The 20,679-nt window shown below is 48.2% G+C and carries 18 protein-coding genes; 8 read left to right on the top strand and 10 right to left on the bottom strand.

The window, feature by feature from the left end; genetic code table 11:
- Positions 1 to 195 precede the first annotated feature (195 nt).
- From KOD92_RS22215 to KOD92_RS22205, 3 genes are all read left to right on the top strand, one after another.
- The gene (locus KOD92_RS22215; RefSeq protein WP_229254800.1) at positions 196 to 3,480 is read left to right on the top strand and encodes a TonB-dependent receptor; all 3,285 of its coding nucleotides are present in this window, start codon (positions 196 to 198) and stop codon (positions 3,478 to 3,480) included.
- Between the two features lie 33 nt (positions 3,481 to 3,513).
- Entirely contained in the window at positions 3,514 to 5,007 is a 1,494-nt protein-coding gene (locus KOD92_RS22210; protein WP_215235802.1) for a RagB/SusD family nutrient uptake outer membrane protein, read from the top strand.
- Positions 5,008 to 5,118: 111 nt separating this feature from the next.
- Positions 5,119 to 6,285 carry an FG-GAP repeat domain-containing protein gene (locus KOD92_RS22205; protein WP_215235801.1) on the top strand — a complete coding sequence of 389 codons (1,167 nt, stop codon included), beginning with the start codon at positions 5,119 to 5,121 and terminating at the stop codon, positions 6,283 to 6,285.
- A 15-nt stretch (positions 6,286 to 6,300) separates the two neighbouring features.
- On the opposite strand, the gene KOD92_RS22200 is transcribed toward KOD92_RS22205, so the two are convergent.
- From KOD92_RS22200 to KOD92_RS22190, 3 genes are all read right to left on the bottom strand, one after another.
- Positions 6,301 to 7,497: a cytochrome-c peroxidase gene (locus KOD92_RS22200; protein ID WP_215235800.1), complete on the bottom strand. Its 1,197-nt coding sequence runs from the start codon at positions 7,495 to 7,497 to the stop codon at positions 6,301 to 6,303.
- Positions 7,498 to 7,565: 68 nt separating this feature from the next.
- The gene (locus KOD92_RS22195; RefSeq protein ID WP_215235799.1) at positions 7,566 to 8,243 is read right to left on the bottom strand and encodes a potassium channel family protein; all 678 of its coding nucleotides are present in this window, start codon (positions 8,241 to 8,243) and stop codon (positions 7,566 to 7,568) included.
- Between the two features lie 11 nt (positions 8,244 to 8,254).
- On the bottom strand, positions 8,255 to 10,066 hold the full coding sequence (locus KOD92_RS22190) for a TrkH family potassium uptake protein (protein WP_215235798.1): 1,812 nt from the start codon (positions 10,064 to 10,066) through the stop codon (positions 8,255 to 8,257).
- Between the two features lie 89 nt (positions 10,067 to 10,155).
- Here KOD92_RS22190 and KOD92_RS22185 point away from each other — a divergent pair, with 89 nt between their 5' ends.
- A complete protein-coding gene (locus tag KOD92_RS22185) occupies positions 10,156 to 11,685 on the top strand; it encodes a SulP family inorganic anion transporter (RefSeq protein WP_215235797.1) in 1,530 nt (509 codons plus the stop codon).
- Between the two features lie 40 nt (positions 11,686 to 11,725).
- On the opposite strand, the gene KOD92_RS22180 is transcribed toward KOD92_RS22185, so the two are convergent.
- From KOD92_RS22180 to KOD92_RS22170, 3 genes are read right to left on the bottom strand one after another with little or no spacing between them, the layout of a single operon-like run.
- Positions 11,726 to 14,215, bottom strand: coding sequence for a M4 family metallopeptidase (locus KOD92_RS22180; RefSeq protein ID WP_215235796.1), 2,490 nt, complete (start codon positions 14,213 to 14,215; stop codon positions 11,726 to 11,728).
- Positions 14,216 to 14,229: 14 nt separating this feature from the next.
- Complete coding sequence (locus tag KOD92_RS22175; RefSeq protein WP_215235795.1) at positions 14,230 to 14,577, bottom strand: hypothetical protein; 348 nt, start codon at positions 14,575 to 14,577, stop codon at positions 14,230 to 14,232.
- A gap of 14 nt (positions 14,578 to 14,591) precedes the next feature.
- A complete protein-coding gene (locus KOD92_RS22170; RefSeq protein WP_215235794.1) occupies positions 14,592 to 14,972 on the bottom strand; it encodes a hypothetical protein in 381 nt (126 codons plus the stop codon).
- Positions 14,973 to 15,162: 190 nt separating this feature from the next.
- On the opposite strand from KOD92_RS22170, the gene KOD92_RS22165 reads away from it, so the two are divergent.
- Together KOD92_RS22165 and KOD92_RS22160 are read left to right on the top strand one after the other, a co-directional pair.
- Positions 15,163 to 15,426, top strand: coding sequence for a hypothetical protein (locus KOD92_RS22165; RefSeq protein ID WP_215235793.1), 264 nt, complete (start codon positions 15,163 to 15,165; stop codon positions 15,424 to 15,426).
- Positions 15,427 to 15,518: 92 nt separating this feature from the next.
- Entirely contained in the window at positions 15,519 to 15,911 is a 393-nt protein-coding gene (locus KOD92_RS22160) for a response regulator (RefSeq protein ID WP_215235792.1), read from the top strand.
- A 37-nt stretch (positions 15,912 to 15,948) separates the two neighbouring features.
- Here the strand turns inward: KOD92_RS22160 and KOD92_RS22155 are convergent, their stop codons facing one another.
- A complete protein-coding gene (locus tag KOD92_RS22155; protein WP_215235791.1) occupies positions 15,949 to 17,037 on the bottom strand; it encodes a Gfo/Idh/MocA family protein in 1,089 nt (362 codons plus the stop codon).
- A gap of 261 nt (positions 17,038 to 17,298) precedes the next feature.
- Between KOD92_RS22155 and KOD92_RS22150 the strand changes: the two genes are divergently transcribed.
- Positions 17,299 to 17,898, top strand: coding sequence for an SRPBCC family protein (locus KOD92_RS22150; RefSeq protein WP_215235790.1), 600 nt, complete (start codon positions 17,299 to 17,301; stop codon positions 17,896 to 17,898).
- Between the two features lie 81 nt (positions 17,899 to 17,979).
- Here the strand turns inward: KOD92_RS22150 and KOD92_RS22145 are convergent, their stop codons facing one another.
- On the bottom strand, positions 17,980 to 18,252 hold the full coding sequence (locus tag KOD92_RS22145) for a hypothetical protein (RefSeq protein ID WP_215235789.1): 273 nt from the start codon (positions 18,250 to 18,252) through the stop codon (positions 17,980 to 17,982).
- Positions 18,253 to 18,283: 31 nt separating this feature from the next.
- Positions 18,284 to 18,445 carry a hypothetical protein gene (locus KOD92_RS22140; RefSeq protein ID WP_215235788.1) on the bottom strand — a complete coding sequence of 54 codons (162 nt, stop codon included), beginning with the start codon at positions 18,443 to 18,445 and terminating at the stop codon, positions 18,284 to 18,286.
- Between the two features lie 136 nt (positions 18,446 to 18,581).
- Here KOD92_RS22140 and KOD92_RS22135 point away from each other — a divergent pair, with 136 nt between their 5' ends.
- Positions 18,582 to 19,580 carry a 2-hydroxyacid dehydrogenase gene (locus tag KOD92_RS22135; RefSeq protein ID WP_215235787.1) on the top strand — a complete coding sequence of 333 codons (999 nt, stop codon included), beginning with the start codon at positions 18,582 to 18,584 and terminating at the stop codon, positions 19,578 to 19,580.
- Positions 19,581 to 19,624: 44 nt separating this feature from the next.
- On the opposite strand, the gene KOD92_RS22130 is transcribed toward KOD92_RS22135, so the two are convergent.
- Positions 19,625 to 20,578 (bottom strand): lysophospholipid acyltransferase family protein, encoded by a 954-nt coding sequence (locus tag KOD92_RS22130; RefSeq protein WP_215235786.1) that lies wholly within the window; start codon positions 20,576 to 20,578, stop codon positions 19,625 to 19,627.
- Positions 20,579 to 20,679 lie beyond the last annotated feature (101 nt).

Here is a 20,679-nt window from a genome sequence, read left to right as displayed (position 1 = left end):
TTTCGACTCTCTAAGATTTCCCCCTCTCTCCCCGGCATTTGGAAGACGTCAATGGAGCGAGTGGGGCTTTGTTCAACCTTTTCACAGTCCTAAACAAAACATGTAAAAGTAATGAAAAACCGAATACGTCTCCATCCTCTATTGATTCATATTATGAGGATCAGCTTCTTACAGTCTGTTCTAGCTTTTTTGACAATGACCTTTGCCTACTCACACAGCGGGCATTCACAGGATTTACTGGATCGTTCGGTGACGATCCAGCTGGAAAACACGCAGGTCAGCAAGGTGCTGGCGCGCATTGAGCAACAGGCCAATGTGAGATTTGTGTACAGTTCCAATACCATTGGTGCCGGCAGGAAGGTGAGTGTAAATGCAGTGAACCTGCGTCTCTCTGAAGTGCTGACGCTGACTTTAAAACCCCTCAATATCAGCTATAAGATCGTGGGCGGGCAGATTATGCTGCAAAACCAGCCTGCCGAAACTACCCCTGCGCCTGTACAGCCTGAGGAAGTAAAATCTACTGAAAGAAAGGTTTCAGGTAAAGTTTCCGACTCAAAAGGTGCGCCGCTGCCTGGCGTGAGCATTGTGGTTAAGGGAACGCAGCAGGGTACCAGCAGCGATGCCGATGGGGCTTTTTCGGTGGTAGTAGCCGATGATAATGCGAGTCTGATCTTTTCTTTTGTGGGTTATATCAGTCAGGAAGTGGCGGTGGGCACGCAATCGACGATTGATATCGCATTGATAGAAGATGAAAAATCGCTGGACGAACTTGTGGTCGTTGGTTATGGGAAACAATCTACGCGCCAGCTTTCCAGCTCGGTTTCGACAGTGAGCGGCAAAGACTTCGCCGACTTGCCGGTTTCACAGTTTTCCCAAAAACTACAAGGCAAACTCGCCGGTGTACAGATCTCGCAAACCACCGGTACGCCCGGTGCCGGAATGGCGATCAGGATACGCGGCGCGGCTTCGATCACGGCCGGTGCCGACCCGCTTTATGTAGTGGACGGTAACCCGATCGTAGGCGGTATTGCGAATATCAACCCAAATGAAATTGAGTCGATCAGTGTATTGAAAGATGCATCTGCGACGGCCTTATATGGTTCGAGAGCTGCAAATGGGGTGGTTTTGATTGAAACAAAAAAAGCAGTTCCCGGAAAAACGCGCATTGATTACAGTACTTACATCGGAGCCCAGCAGGTGCCGCAGCGCGGCCGGCCTGATATGATGAATGCGCAGGAATTTGCGACCTGGCGGAAAGAAATGGCGGAGGAAAGAGGCTTGCCCGTTGATCCCGTTTTTCAAAACCCACAACAATATGGCGAAGGTACTGACTGGTACGACGCGATCACGCGCACTGCACTGATGCAGGATCACAGCCTGAGCCTGAGTACCGGTACCGAGAATTTCAGTACTACTGCGACAGCCGGCTTTTTACAGCAGGACGGGGTGATTTTAGGCTCGGGTTACAAACGCTATTCGCTGCGTGTGAATACCAATTTCCGCCCGCATGAAAAGTTGAATATCGGTATTAACATCGCACCGACTTATACCACCGATTCCAATACGGGCGTGGACGGTGTGGGAAGTATTGTGAACGAAACGCTGCAAACTTCGCCACTGGAGCCACTGAGAAATCCGGACGGATCACTTACGCTTACTGCCACTTCGCCGGGTATGTTCCCGACTCCAAACTATGCGAGGACGCTGACAGATCGCGTGGTCGACAACAGCGAAACGCGCATTCTAGCCAATCTTTTTGCGGAATACCAGATCACAAAAGCGCTTTCTTTTAAAACCTCGGCCAATATCGACAAAGGCGACGGACGAAGTTTTGCATTCAATGGACTAACTACCGGCGCAAGAGGTACCGGGTTGTACAAAGTGCCGTTTTCCAGCCTTAATCAATCCAAATACTTATCGTGGGTAAATGAAAATATCCTGACGTTCCAGAAGAACTTCGGCGAGCACAACTTCGACGCGATCGGAGGATTCACGGCGCAGCGGTTCCGGCAGGATGCGAGTGCGATCAACGGAAATAATTATCCCGATGATAAGGTGAAAACGCTCGCCGCAGCGGGTACTGTCACCGCCAACAGCAGCATTCAGGAATGGAGCCTGCTATCGTATCTCGCGCGGGTTAATTACAATTATAAAGGTAAATATCTCCTCTCTGCTTCTATCCGCCGCGACGGTTCTTCCCGCTTCGGGACGCGCAACCGCTGGGGTAACTTCCCTTCCGTTTCTGCGGGCTGGATTTTGAGTGAAGAGACTTTTATGTCTGATATTCAAACCATTTCTTTCCTGAAACTCCGCGCGAGCTGGGGTGTGGCGGGTAACTTTAATATTGGTAACTATACCCATATTCCGACGATCTCTACGGCCAATTATGTTTTCGGAAAAACGGTTGCAGGCGGTCGCCGCGTGGATAACCTGGCAGATCAGGGTATTGGTTGGGAAAGCAACGAGCAGTTCAATATCGGTCTCGACCTGAATTTGTTCAAAGACCGGATCAATTTTACCTATAACTATTACCGCAAAAACACGAGCGACCTGCTTTTCAATGTGCGTGTTCCGCGGGCTTCCGGCTTTGGAAATATCCAGACGAATATCGGCGAGCTGCGTTTCTGGGGACATGAGTTCTCTTTGAATACCGTGAATGTGCAGAAAAGCGCACTGAGATGGACGACCGATTTCAATATCTCATTTGACCGCAATAAGGTGACTTCAATGGGTACGAAAACCAACGAGCTCATCACAGGTTCGGGCAGCGGGCTTATTGGCGGCGACCACATTACGCGCGTCGGCTACCCGATCGGAATGCTTTATGGTATGCAGCACGAGGGCGTTTACAAAAACCAGCAGGAATACGACAACTCTCCCAAACACAGCACTTCGCAGGTAGGTACCGCCAAGTTCAGGGACGTGAACGGCGACGGGATCATTACCGTGGACGACGCGACGATCATTGGTAACCCGCACCCGGATTTCATTTTTGGTATGACAAATAATGTGTCTTACAAGAACTTCGACTTCTCGCTCACAGTGTCAGGTACTTATGGAAATGATGTAGTGCGCGGTGCGGAACAGACACTGACCAACCTCGACGGTGTATTCAATGTGCTGGCGAACGTGAAAGACAGATGGAGATCACCTGAAAACCCGGGCAGCGGCCGGTATGGAAGCCTGGAAGCAGGTACTACCTACCTGGAACGCGACTGGTGGGGAAGCCAGATGATGTATGATGCGAGCCACATTTCGATCAACAACATTACACTGGGTTACACGATCCCGCTTAAAAGCAACGCTGCGATCAAAAGGCTACGCGCTTATGCAAGCATCCAGCAAGCCCACATTTTCACTAAATACCCGGGCGCCAACCCGCAGGTGAGCCTTAGTCAGAGCACGACAGGTTTAGGGATCGACGGCGGCTCTTATCCTGTGCCCCGCACCTATTCACTTGGCTTCAACGTAGGTTTTTAAATTTTTGGACATCATCATTAAAATACGAAGGTCATGAAATCAAAGACCCTATCAGCAATATTTGTCATATCCGTGGTACTCGGCTCGTGCAGTGATTTTTTAAATATAGAACCTCAGAATGCAGTAGTACCTTCCAACTTTTTCGAATCCGAATCAGATTTCAAACAGGCCGTCGACGGTACTTATGCGCCTTTGCAGGCACTTTATAATAATGAATCGGGCTGGGCGATGGGCGAAATGCGGTCAGACAACACCCATTTCTTTTACAATATCGATTACCGCTCCCCTATTCCCGAAGAGATTGATGAGTTTGTGAACGGTTCCGAAAACTCGATCACAGCGTCCAAGTATTATTCCAATTTCGACATGATCGCCCGTGCTAACCAGGTGCTGGCATTGATCGACGATTCAGGTCTCGCCCCAGCAGTTTTGGCTAATTTCAAAGGGCAGGTGCTTTTTTTGCGTGCATTGGCCTATTTTGATCTGGTCAGATATTACGGCGGCGTTCCGCTGCACCTGGAACCGGCTTCTGACCTGGGTACTGCCTCCCTGCCGCGCGCGTCGGCGGAGCAGATCTACGCACAGATCATTTCGGATGCGACCCAGGCCAGCGAACTTTTACCCAACAAAGCCACGCAGGAACCAGGCAGAGCTACTTCCGGTGCGGCATTTACGCTTTTAGCTGATGTTTATCTTAATCAAAAAAACTGGGCTGCGGCGGAAGCTGCGTCAGCAAAAGTGACAGGATATTCACTGCTGGCAGATTATGCTTCCGTTTTTGATCCGAACAATAAAAACAATGCGGAATCTGTATTTGAAGCGCAGTATCTGGAAGGTACTACACTGGGTTTGCATAGCTATTTCCCATACTATTTCATTCCGCTGACAGTCAATCACGCACAGTTCACCAAAGGCCCGACCGGCTCGCAAACCGCTCCCGGCTCCGGCTGGAACACGCCGACGGAAGACCTGCTGGCGACTTACGAGGACCGCACGAAAGATAAGCGTTTCAATGCGTCGATCGGTTTTATTACAGGACCGTCGCAGGTTTCGGACACGAGTTATGTGAATTTGCCTTATATCAAAAAATACCAGTACCCGCATTCGATTTACGGGCAGACCAACCAGAATTTCCCGGTGTACCGTTATGCGGAAGTGCTGCTGATGCAGGCCGAATCAGCCAACGAACAGGGTAAAACTGCCGATGCGGCGGGTTATCTCAACCAGGTGCGCAAGCGGGCGGGACTCGCCGATTCGCCTGCGAAAGACCAGGCTGCATTGCGGGCTGCGATTTTGAAAGAGCGTCGCGTTGAGCTGGCTTTCGAGAACAAACGCTGGATCGATCTGGTAAGAACGGGCAATGCGATTGCAGTGATGAATGCATATGGTGCAAAACTGAAAGCAAACCCGGCTTACTATTATCTGACCGCGGCGACTTACAATCTCGATCAGAACAAATTGCTTTTCCCTATTCCTTTTCTTGAAATACAAGTAAACCCCGATCTGCAACAAAACCCGGGCTACTAATAGACCGGCCGACTTATTTCCTAAACCCTGAACCCGGCGGCGGGGACCAACTGGTTCCTGCCGCTTAATTTATCAACTGAAATCATTCCATTATCACCTAGCCTAATTACTATGCATTTATTAAAAAACACCTGTTGCTTTCTGCTCGTTGCCAGCGCTTTCGGAGCCAACCAGAGTCAGGCGCAGGACGTGAAAGGCCAGACGCCGCTCCGCTTTGAAAAGAAGATGATCGCTTCGGAAAGCTTTGAATCGGTAGCGGTTTTTGACGTCAATAATGACGGGAAGCTGGATATTGTTTCGGGTTCATATTGGTATAAAGGCCCTGAGTTTTTCGACCGGGCCTACCTGGGCGATGTAAAACGCCACGGCGAATATTGGGACGAGTTCCTGACTGTACCAATGGATGTGAACGGGGATGGAAAAATGGATATTGTGACCGGCGGCTGGTTCAACAAATCGCTGCTGTGGCGGGAGAATCCGGGAAATGACAAACCGTGGACCGACCATTTGATCGACGAAACCGGAAATGTTGAAACCGGCCAGGCGTGGGATATTGACAATGACGGCCAGCTCGAAATTGTGCCCAATAACCCCAACCAACCCCTGAAATTTTACAAACTGGAAAGAGACCAGAGCGGAAAAGGTACCGGCAAATTCACCAAAGTACAGATTGCGGACAAGCAGGATCACGGACTTGGTTTTGGAGATATCAATGGCGACGGACGCGGCGATATTATCATCAGTACCGGCTGGCTTGAAGCGCCCAAGAATGTGATGAAAGACAAATGGATTGCGCACAACGATTTTAATTTCGGCGACGCGAGTGTGCCTATTATTGTGGCTGATGTAAATGGCGATGGAAAAAATGACGTGATCGTGGGCCAGGCGCATAGTTACGGGCTGCATTGGTATGAGCAAAAGAAAGATGCTGCCGGCAAGATTACCTGGGCAAAACACAGCATTGATCCCTATACTTCGCAATTTCACTCGCTGGCATGGGTGGATCTGGATGGCGACGGCGTGAAGGAACTGATGACCGGAAAGCGGTACCGCGCTCATAACGGCGGTGATCCGGGCGAAAAGGACCTGGTAGGTTTATATTATTTCAAATGGAATGGCGAGGCATTTGTGAAGCAGATCATTTCACACGGACCTTATGGCGTAGGCAAGGGAATAGGCGTTTATTTTGATATCGCCGACCTGACCGGAAGCGGCAGAAAAGACATTATCGTGGCCGGAAAAGACGGGCTGGCGGTATTTTTTAATATGGGAAACTGAAATATTCAGTTTCTGTCACATCCCCGAAACAGGCAGCCCGCTGGGTACCTTTTCGGGGATACTTTTGTCAAAAGATTCATCGTTGAGGGAATTGAGGAACTCTACGATGCGGTCAATATCCTTGAATTTCACATTGATCTGGCTCACGAGGGAATCCATCTGGTACATTTCCACTTTCGGGTTTTCGATCTTTCCGCCGGTCAGGTCTTCGTAAAAAAGCATAACCTGATCCAGCGTTTTGAATGCCCCGCTGTGCATGTAGGGGCTTGTGTAGCGCAGATTACGCAGGGTAGGTGTACGGAATCCGTAGTTATTGTCGCCGCCCGCGTCTGTTTCTGGCCGGTTCGGTGTGTCGGGTACGCCGAGAGTATGCAGCTTGAAATCCGAGAACATCGGACCGGAATGGCATTTGGCGCAGCCGGCTTTCAGAAATAAATTCAGTCCTTCTTTTTCTCCCGTGGTCAGCGCGCTGCTGTCACCCCGCATATACTGGTCGAAGCGGGAGTTATTAGCGATGAGCGTTCTTTCGTACGACGCGATCGCTTTGGCCAGGTTACCTGCATTGACAGGATCACTTTGCCCGCCGAATGCAGCTGCGAACAGGCTGCGGTATTCGGGGATCGCCTTGATCCTTTTCACGATATCATCCACCACCTTATCCTCTTCGTAACCGTGCCCGCGCATTTCTTCAAATGTACGGATCGGGAAAAGTGCCTGCTCTTCCAGACCTTTGGTTCGCAAGTCCCAGAACATTGCCGCCGAATCGGGATGATAGGTTTCTCCATTTCGAATGCCGTTGAATGCGACGTTCAGGATACTTTGTGAATTTCTTTTGACGAAAGGAATATCGTTCGGGTCGAGGAAAAAGCGTTTTGATCCTCTTCCCATTCCACCCACTCCTATTGAAGTTTCGAGGAACTCGGCGTAACTGAACTCGGGCTGGTGGCAGGTGGCGCAGGCTACGTCTTTACTTCCGGATAAAATAGGATCAAAAAACAGGAGGCGACCGAGCTTCACTTTCTCAGGACTGGTTGGATTTCCGGGCGGATCAGTTACATATTTTGGCAATGCGCCCAGGTCGGCGAGGGATTCAATTTTCGGCTTACGCTTTGGTTTGGAAGATTCCTGATTATTACCGCACGCCCAGCCCAGCGAAGCCAGCACTAACAACAGCAGCAGAGAAAACCTCGAAAATTTGAAAAGACCAACCATACCAACCGCCGGGAACCAAAATCCTGAATATATATTTCTAAGTCCTGGGTCGGCAGTTTTTAACCATTTTAGTGCATCAGTTTTTCAATATCTTTTAATTCACCAAACAATACCAGCACTTCATTTTCGCGCATGACGGTATTCGGCGTGGCAATGCCGGAAGCTCTTTTGAATATTCTTGCCAAACCGTTTTCAGAACCTTTTGAAAGTGTTAATACCGTGAGTACGATCACATTATACTGGTTTGTGAGGTCGGCCTCGGCGAGTGTTTTGCCAATGTAACGGGCAGGTACCTTGGTTTCAATAATGCTGTATTTATCCGAAACCTTGAAAGAATCGACGATACCCGAATTGTCGAGCCGCATGGCGAGCCTTTCTGCGGATTCTTCTTCGGGCAGGATGTATTCTTCAATATCCATCGCTTCGAGTACCGTTTTTTGCAGATCGGAAACTACCCGGCCGATGATCTTTTTTACACCCAACTGTTTCAATAATGCAGTCGCCAGCAAGGACGAACCTTCGTTTTCCCCGATCGCGACGATCACCGAATCGGCGTCACGCAACGGGAGCGAGCTTACTGCGCTTTTATCGGTACAGTCCATGCACACCGTGTGCGTGATCCGGTCTTTCAGCTGTTCCACTTTCTGCATATTATTATCGACGCCGATCGTTTCGTGGCCCAGTTCCGTGAGCCGGGTCGCGAGGGATTTACCAAAACTTCCCAATCCTAATATGATGTATTTCATTGTGTTCGGTTTTAAAAATTCATTTGTTCTTCGGGCAGCTGGTAATTTTTCGGCTTCGCTTTCCGCACGAATGCGACGAGCAGGGTGAGCGACCCTACCCTGCCGACAAACATAGTCAAAATGATCACCAACCGGCCCGCATTGCTCAGCTCAGGCGTAACGCCCAGACTGAGGCCAGTAGTACTGTAAGCCGAAAATGTCTCAAATGCGAGCGAAAGCAGGTTTTTGTCGGGGTCCGTAATAGAAAGCATGAATATGGCCAGACCCAGGAAAATGAGCGAAAGCGAAATGATACCCAGCGCCCGGGACACGGAATTGTCAGAGACTTTTCTGCCAAAAACCTCAATCCTGTCCTTACCCCTTGCCAGACTGAGGATATTAAGCGTCGCAACCGCAAAAGTGGTCACTTTGATCCCGCCGCCCGTCGAGCCCGGCGCTGCTCCTATCCACATTAATAAAAGTATCAGCATAACTGTCGGAAAAGCCAGTTCACTCATCATTACGGTATTAAAACCTGACGAGCGTGGACTGGTACCTATAAATAATGCAGTCACAAATTTCCCAAAGTAACTTTCATGCTGCAAAAGCGTGTGGTTGAATTCCAGGATAAAAACAACGATCAGTCCGAAAAGTATTAGGAAGAAAGTAGTGTAGGCGATTAACTTCGAATTGAATGCGATCACGCCCGCCCGGTGCGAAAAATGCCGCCCGAACCTGACTTTGTGGTAGATATTCAAAGCCCAGCGCCTGATGAATTCATACGAATTAAAAATAATACCAAACCCCAGCCCGCCCATGACATAAAGCATGATCACAGAAAGCTGCAATTCATAGTTAAAACGGAGGGCCTCATTGTGCAGTCCATTGGGCACCGTGGAAAATCCTGCATTACAAAAAGCATTAACTGCGTGGAAAACGGTGAAATAAAGTTGCTCCGCGCTGCTTTCAAAAGTATCAGGATCGAGGCTCAGGTAAATGAGCACGCCGCCCATGATCTCAAAGAAAAAGGTTACTAAAATGATCTTATATAGTGTTGAAATAACGGAACTGACCTTGTTTTCGCCAATCAGCTCGGTAAACATCAGCTGATTTTTATACGAAAAACCTCCTGAAAAAAAGTAGCCGAAAAAGCCTGTAAATGTCATAATCCCCAACCCGCCGATCTGCACCAGGATGAGCATGATCATTTGACCGAACCGCGTAAACTCAGAGGCAATATCAACCACCGACAAGCCCGTAATGCAAACCGCGCTCGTTGCGAGGAAGAGCGCATCTACGAAATTGAGCTGCTGGTTATGAGTGGATTTGGGTAAAAGTAAAAGCGCCGTGCCGATCAGGATCAGAAGCAGGAAACTGAGCACAAAAAGCAGCGTCGGATTGAAATAGAACTGGTCGAAAAAGAGCGTTTGTTTTGAAATCTCTATAATAAAAATGGCGAAAATGCCCAGGAACATCCATTCCGGTTTCACAAGCTCGGTACCATCCTTTCCTGCAAAATAGTAGCTGTCGGCCACGATCACTCCCACAAAATAAAGGAACAGGATCGCCTCCCCGACCCGGGCTATGACCGACGATTTACTTTTAAATGCGGTGACGGTTTTTACACAAAGTGCCAGGGCGAAAAACAGAAAACACCATTCGAGAATGCGGTTGGTTTGCCGCTCGATATCCGTATTGGTATTGTAACCCAGGTGAAAAATGATCACAATGCAACATAGCAAGCTCATTCCGAGCAGGATATAGTCCAGCAATTTACGCAGATACCTTACTTTTTCATCCATTCCATTGCGGGAAGCTAGTTTGTGACGGTTGTTTCTGCGCAATAATACGATGAATGTTTTGTCATCGCCACTATTCCGGCTTCCTTTGAATTAGGAAAATACATTCCGCCCGAATCCATGATAGTCCTGTAATGAAAGGTTACTTGAATTTTTTTGATTTTACGCAAAAGATAGATTATAAAACTGAAATTCTCGCCGGTCTCACGGTCGCGATGACCATGATGCCCGAGTCGCTTTCTTTCTCGATTCTGGCCGGTTTGCCGCCGTTGGTGGGTTTGTATGCTGCATTTATCATGGGTTTGGTCACTGCTATTTTCGGAGGCCGGCCCGGGCTGATCTCCGGCGGCGCGGGTGCCACGGTGATCGTGCTGATCGCATTAATGCAGTCGCATGGTATTGAGTATGTTTTCGCGGCTGTGGCGCTTGCGGGGGTTATGCAGATATTGGTAGGGGTTTTTAAACTGGGCAAATTTGTCCGGCTCGTGCCGCAGCCCGTGATGTATGGTTTCGTGAACGGGCTCGCAGTCGTCATTTTCATGTCGCAGCTGGAACAATTTAAAACCGTAGTGAACGGAGAAACAACGTGGCTTACCGGCACCCCGCTGCTCATTATGGCCGCACTGGTGCTGCTCACTGTCGCGATCATCGTATTGTTGCCAAAATTCACCGAAGCGATTCCACCTTCGCTCGTCGCGATCCTGGTCGTTTTTGCTGTGGTCTGGGGTTTTAATATTGATACCAAAACAGTACGGGATATTGCGTCGGTCGGTGGCGGGTTTCCTCCATTTCACATTCCGCAGGTACCTTTGAACCTTGCTACCCTGCAAATTATCTTCCCCTACGCACTGATCATGGGCGGCGTGGGTTTGACGGAGGGACTATTGACACTCAATCTGGTTGACGAGATCACTGCGACGCGCGGAAACGGAAACCGGGAATGCATTGCCCAGGGAAGTGCGAACATTCTGAACGGTTTTTTCTACGGAATGGGCGGCTGCCCGATGATCGCCCAAACGCTGGTCAACCTTTCTGCCGGGGCTCGCGCCAGGTTGTCCGGTATCATCGCTGCATTAACGATCCTGACAATTATCCTTGTCGCCGCGCCGGTGATCGAGCTGGTCCCGATGGCCGCATTGACGGGTGTAATGATCATGGTGGCGATTGGTACTTTCGAATGGATCAGTTTCAGGATCATCAATAAAATGCCCAAACAGGATGTATTCGTAGGGATTCTGGTCGCAGCGATCACGATTTACCTGCATAACCTTGCGCTGGCTGTACTGATCGGTGTGATCATCTCCGCCCTTGTATTTGCATGGGAAAGTGCGAAAAGGATCCGCGCGCACAAGTCTGTGGATGCAAACGGCGTCAAAACCTACAAGATTTACGGCCCGCTTTTCTTTGGTTCCGTGGCTGCATTCAGCGAAAAGTTTGATGTAGCAATAGATCCACAGGAAGTGATCATCGATTTTTCCGAAAGCCGCGTTGCAGATATGTCGGGTATTGATGCATTAAACAAGATCACCGGCAGATACCAGAAAGCTGGTAAAAAAGTCCTTTTAAAACACCTCAGCCCCGATTGCCGCCGGCTGCTCCGCAATGCGGGTGATGTTATTGAGGTAAATATCATCGACGACCCCACTTATCCTGTGGCCATTTAACCAGTCAAGTAGCGAAGGATCAGGCTGGTTATCAACTATTTTATTCCAAAACAATCCTGATGTGCTCCGGCTTCTGCCCCGAGTTCTTGCCCGGAATAATGTGCACAAAATAGATACCTCTGGGCAGGTCACTTACACGAAACGCTATCTTATTACCGTCCTTAAAACCCCTGTTCTCAAAAACTTCCCTGATAGATATCGACCTGACCGGCACGGTCGAATGCTCGGAATACAAGTGAATCTGCTCGGGTAACGCGTGAAGACTTTCAACGTGCTCAAATTCGATCGTCACCAGGTCCCTGGCCGGGTTGGGATATACTTTACTCCCGGCAAAGCAATTGTCTATACAAATGGTCGTTCCGGTCGTGGCAGCCCCGCAGGTATTGGTCATACTAAGTGTCAATCCGTAACAGTCTGGCGTATTGGTAAAAAAAGAGGCACTACCATTTGCAAAATCACTCAGAGAAGCATTCGGGGCGTTTCCGCTGGTGACAGACCACTTCATATTCGTAGGATTGCCTTTTGTAGTCGCTACCACGAGCTGGCTTGTACCTGCGCACTTGTCTGGTGCATTGATGGCAATATTTGTTGCGACGGGCTTGCCGACACTGATGGCTTTTGTCAGCACCAGCTTTCCGCAGCCACCCGAGACTGTGGCCGTCAGGGTAACATTTCCATGAAAATTCCCGACACGCGCCGCAGCACCTGCATTGCTGATGGTAACCCCGGCGGCATTGCTGCTTACCCAGGCCACGGTGGAGCCAGCGGGCAGATTTGCAATCGTGTAAGTGGCATTCGGACAAAGGTGATCAGGACCGGAAATGACGGACTGGGTAGCTGCTCCCACATTCACTGCTTTCCACGCGTTTTCAACCTGCTGCACCAGCACCCCGTTCTGATTGCCGCAAAGGGCCTTTGCCGCATTGACCATTCCTGTCCGAACCTGCAAATAAGTGGTACTATTATCCAGAAAATTACCAAACACCGCCCGCACGATCAGGTTTTCCAGCAGATCCATTCCCTGACCCTGCACATTATACGCAGTACCGACATCGTTCGTGCCCGAGCCGCCGTTAGCCAGCAAATACGCCCAGTGAGATAACACGCCGCTGCGAACGTAAACGTCAATCCCGGGGCTCCCGGAATTAGCGTTATACTGGCCGGAGCCAAATGTATTCGCCATTGGCCGGAGCACGTTGGGGAGGTTGGTATTTTGCATGTCCCTCGCACATGGATTGTTGATAGCAACCTGTTCCCCTGCCTGCCAAACGCTTCCCCCAGTGATTCTATGCTGCATTATGGCTCCCCAGATGTCACTCAATCCTTCATTGAAAGCTCCTTGATCTCCCGAGTTCCCCCATCCGATCTGAAAATCGGTTATACCATGCCCGTATTCATGTGCAACGACATCAACACTTGCCATTGGTCGAAAAAGAATAGCACCGTCACCAAAGACTAAGAATTTTAAAGCTGCTGCCCAACCCGCATTGTCCCGAGAATCATTAGTGCTTCCATACCTTATACATGCATTGATTGGAAAACCCGCGCCAGCAACTGGATTATTAAAACTGTTGACGGCATGTACGGTATTTAGTCGATCATAGATCTTTTGCAATGCCCAATGAATGTCAAGACCCATGTCATTTTCATTGGCCGCATGTTCTGCCGCAGTCCATATATTATCGTTATCTAGCAGTTCAACACGGGCGTCAAAATCAAAACTTCCCTGCATGTTCCAGGTATGTATAACAGCGCCCCTGGTTTCATCTAAAAGGCGATATTTGAGCCCATCTTCGTCCGTGCTCCCCGTCTTGGCTCCGCTGTACCGGGTAGCAAAGTTGCCATTTGCAGGAGCTAATGCACGTTTCAAGGCGGGGGTGGTCGTTTGAGTTATCTTCGGCTGAATGATTTTAACGTGTGGCGAGCTATGCGAAAAAATCTGCTCCGTCGCCAGGACTTCGCCGGTTTTAGCGTCTACATACCCAATTTCATCATTCACCGGAGCGTTGCTGTGCAGGTAAATTTCGAATACCAGATAAGCCGCGCTGTCTGCCGAGGCGATTTCCTTAACCAACAACTCCGAAGTGAAGTCAGAGATTTCGTTAGCAGGTATTTGCTTGTATTGGGCAAATAGTTCTTTCGCTCTTTCCGAATTAATCGATGATACTATGTCCAGGTTTTCAATTTTAACAAAATGACCGTGTGCGTAAAATAGCTTTCCTTTTTTGTAGTGAAAATTGTATCCTGCCCCATCCACTTTTATCTCTTTATAAAATTGGTCAAAGTGATCGTCGGTATTTCCAGGACTTCGCTGCTTGTCGTTTGCTTTTTCAAAACGATCGTCGGCGGATACCTTTAAATACTGCCTCATAAATTCCTGATCACTCGGGCTCGGCGCGTTATCCGGAAATTCCATCGCCTGGATAATGCCATTTTTGTCTGTTAAAACGGTCGGTACGGATTCCGGCTGCTGCGCCTCGCCCAGCATCGGAAACGCCAAAATCATAGCGGAGAGTAACTGATTTTTCATAGTGTGTACTTGTTTTATTGAATTCGCTTGTATTTTGAAAGGCTAAATATTGATGTAGCATATTCTATATTTAGTTCTAATGTGTCAGCATGAAACTCATAGCTGTAATAAGCTGATCCGATATGAAGGAGTGAATCAATCCAATACTTATGTTTCATTGTGATGTTTGGATTATAATCGTGAGTTAACAATACACTATCGGGAAGGAATTCGAGGTAGCTGCGTGAGTTTATTGGAATAGGCTCACCATTTCCATGGTAAACGAGCTCCCATTTCCCCAGAATAGCCTCGTGGGGATCGATCTTGTCTTTCTTGCAGCTGGCAAGGAAACAGAGCAGCACTAATGTGATCAGTTGCTTCATAGTGTGTATTTGTTTTAGTGAATTCTTTTCCATTTGGAGACGCTGAATTGGGGACTTGCATTAACCCAATAGAGTCGGAGCGTGTCTGCCTCAAACCTGCATTCATAATCGAATCTTAGCAGGTAGCCATCTCCCCGGGGTATTCCTATGTGCAATAGCGTATCGATCCAATATTTTTTATGCCATGTTTTTTTGGTGGCGTATTCATATTCAAGCAATACACTGTCGGGTAAAAAGTGCCAATAAGCAGAAGGATTTTTTATCGGTGGGCGGTATTCGCCGTTTCCTAGATAGAATTCATCCCATTTCCCCAGGATAGCCTGATGGGGATCGATCTTGTCTTTCTTACAGCCAGCAAGGCACAGGATCAGTGCGAAAGCGATAAGTTGTCTCATGAGGTTCCGGATGATTTATGGATGTTGTGTTCGCCCTGTAATTGCAGCGATACAATCCTTTAGACGTCCGACTCGTCAGATGGTCACATTTTTTTGAAAATTTATTTTTCCATCACTCCCCATCCCGCCTCATGCATTCCTGGTATGCTTTTTTAACAAGCGCGCCGTACACTAATCATCAATAATTACTATGAAAGATCTAACAAATGCCGGACATGGCGAGGGGAAAGTTGCAAAAGCAATCGAAGAACAAACTTCTAAATTACCGTCAGACCTTTTTCTTTGGGCAGCGGTGGGAGCAATAGGTGTTTCGCTTGGACTTAAAATTATGGGACATAAACACAATGCCCTATTTGTGGGACAATGGCCGGCGCCTTTCCTGTTACTTGGACTTTACAACAAGATCGTCAAATTGCAGGGCCACGATCAGGAAGAAAATCTGGATGAATATTGATCCGCGAATCAATATCCAAAATCAAAAACAGGTGCTGATGAGGTACCTGTTTTTGATTACCCACTTTACATAAAAGATTGAAACAACACTATATGAGTAATAAAGGACTTTTTGTAATGATCGACGATGATACGGATGATCATGAAATATTCAAGATGGCACTCGACGACCTGGGAAGATCCGTTGACTGTCTGTTCTTCTCCGATTGTGAGTCTGCAATCAGGTATTTCAGTAAACCAGCGGCTTCTACGCCCGGCTATGTTTTTATAGATCTTAGCCTGCCGAGGATTGCCGGCGACCGCTGCTTACAGGAATTACAGAAGCTGAAAGAATTTGACCACCCTTGTATCGTCGTTTATTCGACTTCTATCCCCAAAGAATGGCAATCGAGGCTTTCTAATCTGGGTGTAGATAAATTTATAGAAAAAACATTTTCAGTACCTACGCTCGTGGATGAGATCCGGCACCTGACCGAAGCTGATTAAAAAGGAGCGCATTTGCACGCTCCTTTTTAATGATAAACTAGATCTTAACACTTTTACCGGAAGCAACAGATTTATAAATCGCCTCCACTACCCTGATATCCCGCAATCCTTCTTCTCCCGGCGCGATCAGGTCTGTGTTATTCATAATCGCCAGCGCGTCTTCATCCATTTGCTTCGCCTGCTGACTTTTAATCGGGAAGTTGATCACCGTACCGTCAGACATGCTACCCTTATTCCCGTTATAACCCGAATGCGGCTCCATTTTCAGCCAGCCTTTTTCGTAATTGACTTGCAGGTGGTTCATATTAGTGCCAAAACTTGTCTGGCAAGCCGCGCGTGCACCACTAGGGAAATCCAGCATAAACATCATCGTTTCCTCTACTTCCTTATAAATTTCCGGGCGGGTGGTCGACGCCTGCGCAATCACACTGATCGGCTCCTCACCGGTTGCCAGTCTTGCTCCCTGCAATGCATAAACGCCCATATCGCCCATTACGCCGCCGCCCAGTTTTTTATTTTGCTTCCAATGCGTTGTCCGGTTGTCTACATATCCGGCCGCGCTGGTCACCATTTTCACTTTCCCGAATTTCTGCTCTTTCGCTACTTTCATGTAAGCCTGAATATTCGGATCGTGCTGGCAGCGGTACCCGATTGCCAGCTTTACCTTGTTGCTTTTGCATGCGGCGATCATCGCTTCACAGTCGGCGACGGAAGGTGCCATCGGTTTTTCGCAAAACACGTGCTTACCGGCTTTTGCTGCGCGTACTACAAACTCCCGGTGCATGGAAGGCGGCAATACCACGTACACAATATCGATGTCTGGATTGTCCGCGATCTTATCAAAGTTCTCGTAGGTGTAAATATTCTTTTCAGGAATATTGTACTTGGTTTTCCACGTTTCCGCCTTTGCCGGTGTTCCGGTCACAATACCTGCGAGGTAGCATTTCTCGGTAAGTTGTAGTGCGGGAGCCAGCAGGTCGGTGCTGTAATAACCCAGACCAACAAGTGCTACGCCCAGTTTTTCTTTTTTGGGAGAAGTCGCTGCCAGCAGGGAAATGCCCGGAAACAAAGTAGCCGCGCCGGCCAGGGTCAGTGAGGAAAGGAATTCACGCCGTTCTAGTATCATAGTCTGTTTGAATACTTTAAAAATAGTAATATCAAAATTTATCAGCAAACAACTGAAAACACTTTTCGAATCGCCTCAGCTAATTAATACTAAACTCGGCGACAATGCATATTTACTTTAAAACGGACCTTCTTATTCGCTACAAATATGAGGTCGCTTTTTGACCCGCAAGAAAACAACCTTTCCGCGGCATAGTTATTATGACACTGCGACGCATAACGCGGTGCGCGTAGTCAACAAACTAAAAATTGAAAAATGGAAATGGATCAGAACAATAATGTGCTTGAAATAGAGCGTGACTTTGATGTCGATGTAGCGACACTTTTCGCTGCCTGGACAGAAGCTGAGCAATTGAAAAAATGGTGGAAGCCAATGGGAGAAACGATCACCGACGTGAAGAATGAGCTGCGCGAAGGCGGGGCCGTGGAATATTACGTGGGAGATGCAGATTTAGAGATCACCGGCACATACAGCGAAGTGGTACCCGGCGAAAAACTTGTTTATACTTGGGTTTGGAATATGAATGACGAAGGTTCCGAAAGCGGTTATACCCTTCATATTACATTCACTTCAGAAGGCGAAGGAAGCAGGCTGCGGGTAGTACAGGAAGGATTTTCAGGTCCGGAATTTCTCTCCCCACATCAGGAAGGCTGGGAAAAAGGACTGAATGATCTGACCAGTTACCTGTCCTCCAATGGTGACAATACAGATTCGGCAACATCGCAGGAAGCTGAAAGTGAAACACATACCTCAGAAAATACGAACCAACCCGAAAATGCGCACCAAAGTGAAGCAGAAGCCGCAGACCAGTCAGGCGGCTACGACGGATTGCCCGAACAAGCCAAAGTTGGAGGTGGTTGATATATTGATTTGACCTGTGATATTATAAAAATCGCCTGCGCTGAAAATAACCAGCGCAGGCGATTTTTTTGTGCAACAGGATCAGGATCTGTATGCTGTATCTCTGACGAGTTTTTTACCGAACTTACCAACGTCCACATAGTCATCCTCCCCGATCACACCCCGCTCGATCCATTTGGAAACGACCTGCGTTGTAACACCATATTTATCTGCATATTGAGTGATTGTCAGCCAGTCACTCAATTCAAGGACTTTTCCCTCACTCACCAGAAATTCCTTTCCTGCATTGATCAATTGATCAGCCCTTCTAAGAAGCTCATCTACGTTCACGTTAGTTTTTTCCGTTGTAGTCATTGTTGATCTGTTCTCTAAATTTCCACTTCCCCTATTCTTCCAATTTTCGCACAATTTCCAACAGGTAACTCAGCCTTTCCAGTAGTCCGTTAATCTGCAACTCTGTTAAACCGGCATCTTCCGAATCCCTGAGTGCTTGTCTGACTGCTGCAATTTCCATCCTGAGTTCAAATATCAGTCGTCTTTTATCCATCGATGATAGTGGTGTATTTTATAAAGGTAATAATCGACACGTTACGTGTCAAGTGTTAACTGAAAATTGGTAGGTTTGAAGGAAGGCAAGCGCAATGCCGCCAGCAGACATTTACATTTTACAAAACAGCAAAGGCATGAAAATTCAGTTCTTCTCAGCGAAACCTTATGATAAACAGTTCTTTGAGCAATATAATAGTGAAACAGGCTTTGAATTGGAGTTCCTCGAAACCGGCCTGAGGCCTGGCACAACGAGTGTGGTCGAACGTGGGGCTGCGGTTTGTGTTTTTGTAAATGATCAGGTTAATGCGGAGGTGATCCGTGCGCTGGCAGAAAAAGGAGTTAAGATCATCGCGCTCAGGAGCGCAGGTTTCAATCATGTTGACCTCGATGCTGCCCGGGCGGCCGGTATCCGGGTTTGCAGGGTGCCCGAATATTCACCCGAGGCTGTGGCCGAACATGCGATGGCGCTGCTGCTGACACTGAACCGAAAAACCCACAAAGCTTACAACCGCGTGCGAGAGCAGAATTTTGCATTGAATGGACTAATGGGTTTCAATCTCCACGGAAAAACGATCGGCGTGATCGGTACCGGGAAGATCGGAAGGGCATTTTGCAAGATCGCCCAGGGCTTCGGCTGCCGGGTTGTCGCCTATGACATATTCCCCGATGAGCAGCTGCGCCAGGCGGGCGTAGTATACGAAACGCTGGAAGAAGTACTGCGCATTTCAGACGTATTGTCGCTGCATTGCCCGCTGAATGACAGCACTTTTGAAATTATAAACAAAAATACGCTGCAACTGATGAAGCCTGGCGTGACGCTGATCAATACCAGCCGGGGCAGGCTTATCAATACGAAGGATGTGATCAATGCACTGAAAGCGAAGCAGGTCGGGTTGCTTGGACTTGATGTGTATGAACAGGAAGAGGCACTTTTTTTCCGGGACCTTTCTGGTTCTATCATTGACGACGATGTGATCCAGCGGCTGATGAGCTTTCCAAATGTGCTCGTGACGGCGCACCAGGGCTTTTTTACAGAAGAAGCTTTGTCCGAAATCGCGCGCGTCACGCTTGGCTCAGTGGCCCGGCTGGCACAAGGTTCCGAACCTGAAAATACTGCTGTGATATTGGTCTAGTAACGACTGTTAAGTTTTTTTATCAACCAAAACTACCCTACAAATCAGGCGACGACGGGGTCCGCTTTTGAAAGCGACGCGACGGGCTTCCACCGTTTGTGCGTCCACAGCCAGTAACCGGGATCGGCTTGAATATCCTGCTCAATCTTCTCGTAATAGGCTTTTGTAATGCTGAGCGGCTCTGCGGCAGCGGGATTTTCGGTGATGAGATGAAAGGTATACTGGTAATGGAACCGCGCAACTTTTTCGCATTGCAGATATAAAACCACTGCATTTGAAGCCAGTGCAAGCCGCTCAGCGCCAATCTGCACGCTGGTAGTCTGGTGCAAAAACTCGACGCTGTATTTCGTACTTCCCGGCGCAGGTCGCTGGTCGGCGATCACGACAACCAATGCAGGCTGATCCGGCGATCTCAATGCGGACAAGGCGGTTTTGTAAAAGTTCTTTTTCACGATCACTTCCACCCCCATTTTCGACCGCATTTTGTGCACCCAACTGTCTACGTGTGCATTAGAAATAGCTGTATAGGCGGTATAAACCTTGAAATCGACCTCCCGCGGCAGGTTGATCAGATATTCCCAGTTTCCATGGTGGGAGGCCAACAGGATTACGTGCTTGTTTTCAGCATATAACTTGCTCAGCAATTCTTTGTTCTGATAGGTGGCCAGCCTCTTTTTCACATTCGCATTCACAATCGAGAAAAGTACCGGCTCAACAACCAGGTCGCCCAAATGCTTGTAATATACTTTGATCAGCGCCTTTCTTTCGGCCTTTGACTTATCCGGAAATGCATTTTTGAAATTTTCTTCAAGTATCTCACGCCGGTACCTGAGTACAAATCTTGTCGTGAAATAGATGGCAAAAGAAGCAGCGCGGCAGATTATCAGCAGTAAATTCAATCCGATACTCATTTTCGGGGCCGACGACATTTGTTGCCGGGATACCGGAATCCCCCGATCTCGCCCCTCTCCCGGAAAATGTTCAGCACGATCTTTCATATCTTTTAATTTAAATGGCTATCTGACTACTTAACAGGAAGACAACCGTAATCCCTCCCGCCCTACAAAAAAAGTCCGAAAATTTTCAAATCGCACCTGAT

The sequence above is a fragment of the Dyadobacter linearis genome (assembly GCF_907165045.1).
Classification (GTDB): Bacteria; Bacteroidota; Bacteroidia; order Cytophagales; family Spirosomataceae; genus Dyadobacter; species Dyadobacter linearis.
The sequence above is the reverse complement of the archived record's forward strand: the minus strand, read 5'-3'. Positions and strand labels throughout refer to the sequence as shown.